The following is a 2,777-nucleotide window of genomic DNA, read 5'->3' on the forward strand; positions in this document are numbered from 1 at the left end:
GCCACGGTGTCCCGCAGCGGGCCCGCCAGCTTCTCGGTGGCCGGGTCCCGGTGCCGGGCGAGCACCGCGTCGTACAGCGCGAGCAGTCCACCGCTGGTCCGCGCCGAGCGCAGCCGCAGCGCCGTCCCCGCGCGGGCGGCGGCCGCACCCTGTGTACGGTGGGCGGCGGACCGCTCCGAACAGCCGGTCAGGAGTGCGGCACCGGCAGCCGCCGTCGCGCCCAGCACACTCCTGCGTGTGGTCCCCGTGCCCAGCACGTGTTTCTCCCTCGGCCCGAAGTGATCACCGCAGGCGAGCGTACCCGCGGGTCAACACAGCGAGGACGGCAACACCCCTGCGGACCGGATACCCTTTGATCTGACACGCGACGATCAGAGACGCGGCGATCGGGAATCGCGACGATCCCACAACAGCACACGCGGCCGAGGAGTCACCCGGATGAGCACCACCCAGAGCGAGAGGCTGCGCGGGCTGCTGGAACCGCTCGTCGCCGCCAAGGACCTGGATCTGGAAGAGATCGAAGTCTCCCGGGCCGGCCGGCGTGGCGTACTGAGGATCACCGTGGACTCCGACGACGGCGTCGAGCTGGACACCTGCGCCGAGCTGAGCCGGGCCATCTCCGAGAAGCTCGACGAGAGCGACGTGATGGGCGACGGCGAGTACGTACTCGAAGTCAGCTCGCCGGGCGCCGACCGTCCGCTGACGGAGCACCGCCACTACGTACGAGCCACCGGCCGCCTGGCCAAGCTGACGCTGACCGGGGGCGACGAGGTGATCGCGCGCATCCTCGCGGTGGACGCCGACGGCCTCGACCTCGAAGTGCCGGGCGTGAAGGGGCGCAAGCCCACCGCCCGCCGGGTCGGCTTCGCGGAGATCGCCAAGGCGCGCGTGGAGCTGGAATTCAACCGCAAGGACAAGAAGGAAGAGGAGGCGTAGCCATGGACATCGACGTAAAGCTTCTGAAGGGCTTGGCGAAGGAGAAGGAGATCTCCTTCGACCTGCTGGTCGAGGCGATCGAGTCGGCCCTCCTCATCGCCTACCACCGCACGGAGGGAAGCCGCCGCCTCGCCCGCGTGCGCCTCGACCACGACAACGGTCATGTGACGGTCTGGGCGAAGGAGGACCCGGCCGACCTCGAAGAGGGCCAGGAGGCCCGGGAGTTCGACGACACCCCGTCCGACTTCGGCCGGATCGCCGCGACCACGGCCAAGCAGGTCATCCTGCAGCGGCTGCGGGACGCTGAGGACGACCTGACCTTCGGCGAGTACGCCGGACGCGAGGGCGACGTCGTCGCCGGGGTCGTCCAGCAGGGCAAGGACCCGCGGAACGTGCTGGTCGACATCGGCAAGCTGGAGGCCATCCTGCCGGTGCAGGAGCAGGTGCCGGGCGAGACCTACTCGCACGGGCTGCGGCTGCGCACCTATGTGGTCCGGGTGGCCAAGGGGGTCCGCGGCCCGTCCGTGACGCTCTCCCGCACCCACCCCAACCTGGTCAAGAAGCTCTTCGCGCTGGAGGTCCCGGAGATCGCGGACGGCTCGGTCGTCATCGAGGCCATCGCCCGCGAGGCCGGCCACCGCAGCAAGATCGCCGTCCGGTCGACCCGGTCGGGGCTCAACCCGAAGGGTGCCTGCATCGGCCCGATGGGCAGCCGGGTCCGCAATGTCATGGCCGAACTGCTCGGCGAGAAGATCGACATCGTGGACTGGTCGGACGACCCGGCCGAGATGGTGGCCAGCGCGCTCTCGCCCGCGCGGGTCAGCAAGGTCGAGATCGTCGACCTCGCCGCCCGCTCGGCGCGGGTCACGGTCCCCGACTACCAGCTCTCCCTGGCCATCGGCAAGGAAGGGCAGAACGCCCGTCTCGCCGCCCGGCTGACCGGCTGGCGTATCGACATCCGCCCGGACACCGAGCCGGACGACGGCCCGTCCGGCGGCCGGGACGACGAGAGCTGAGCCCGACGGTCCCGGCCGCCCGGCCGGGACCGTGTCCGCACGAGTGCGGAAAACTTCAGGACAACATCCGTTCGATTCCTGCCCCGATCGGGTGGGGTCGTTACGGGGAGGTAGACTTAAACGTGTCTGGCCGGACAGTCGACCGAGCGTGCCCTGAGCGAACCTGCGTGGGATGCCGGGAGCGGACGGCCAAGAGCGAACTGCTGCGCATCGTCGTGGTTGAGGGCAAATGCGCCCCTGATCCGCGCGGTACGCTGCCCGGCCGGGGTGCGTACGTGCACCCCGCCTCGGTCTGCCTCGACCTGGCGGTCCGCCGCCGGGCGTTCTCCAGGGCCTTCAAGGTCAGGGGGCCGCTCGACAGCGCGGAACTGAACCAGTATGTCGGGCAGGCAGCACCGTAATAAGTGAACGGCACGGGTCCCCGTGCGGTCAGGTACCTCGCGAGTTGGAAGTAGGTCGAGATTGCGATGAGCACTCGATGAGTACGCGATGAGTACGCCCATGAAGTAGCGACGGTCCGGCGGTAACCCGGACCTAAAAGGAGCGAAGTGGCTAAGGTCCGGGTATACGAACTCGCCAAGGAGTTCGGAGTTGAGAGCAAGGTCGTCATGGCCAAGCTCCAAGAACTCGGTGAATTCGTACGTTCGGCGTCCTCGACGATCGAGGCGCCGGTTGTACGCAAGTTGACCGACGCTTTGCAGGGGCCCGGCGGCAACGCCGGCAAGTCCGCTGCCAAGCCCGGCGCGCCCCGCAAGGCCGCGCCCTCTCCCGCACCCCGTGCGGGTTCCACGCCTGCGGCGCCGTCCCCGGCCGCCGCGGCCCGTC

The 2,777-nt window shown here is 69.6% G+C and carries 5 protein-coding genes; 4 read left to right on the forward strand and 1 reads right to left on the reverse strand.

Features of this window, described 5'->3' with window-relative positions:
* A partial coding sequence (locus G3I19_RS35870; protein ID WP_164267861.1) for a twin-arginine translocation signal domain-containing protein occupies positions 1 to 257 on the reverse strand: 257 nt, incomplete at its 3' end.
* A 181-nt stretch (positions 258 to 438) separates the two neighbouring features.
* Between G3I19_RS35870 and rimP the strand changes: the two genes are divergently transcribed.
* The 4 genes from rimP to G3I19_RS35890 all read left to right on the forward strand — a co-directional run.
* Positions 439 to 936, forward strand: a complete 498-nt coding sequence (gene rimP, locus G3I19_RS35875; protein WP_164267862.1) for a ribosome maturation factor RimP — start codon at positions 439 to 441, stop codon at positions 934 to 936.
* Between the two features lie 2 nt (positions 937 to 938).
* Positions 939 to 1,952, forward strand: a complete 1,014-nt coding sequence (nusA, locus tag G3I19_RS35880) for a transcription termination factor NusA (RefSeq protein WP_164267863.1) — start codon at positions 939 to 941, stop codon at positions 1,950 to 1,952.
* Between the two features lie 122 nt (positions 1,953 to 2,074).
* Positions 2,075 to 2,353 carry a YlxR family protein gene (locus G3I19_RS37900; RefSeq protein ID WP_164267864.1) on the forward strand — a complete coding sequence of 93 codons (279 nt, stop codon included), beginning with the start codon at positions 2,075 to 2,077 and terminating at the stop codon, positions 2,351 to 2,353.
* Positions 2,354 to 2,500: 147 nt separating this feature from the next.
* Positions 2,501 to 2,777 (forward strand): translation initiation factor IF-2 N-terminal domain-containing protein (locus tag G3I19_RS35890; RefSeq protein WP_164267865.1); only part of this gene is annotated, 277 nt, incomplete at its 3' end.

The sequence above is a fragment of the Streptomyces sp. SID10853 genome (assembly GCF_010548145.1).
Classification (GTDB): domain Bacteria; phylum Actinomycetota; class Actinomycetes; order Streptomycetales; family Streptomycetaceae; genus Streptomyces.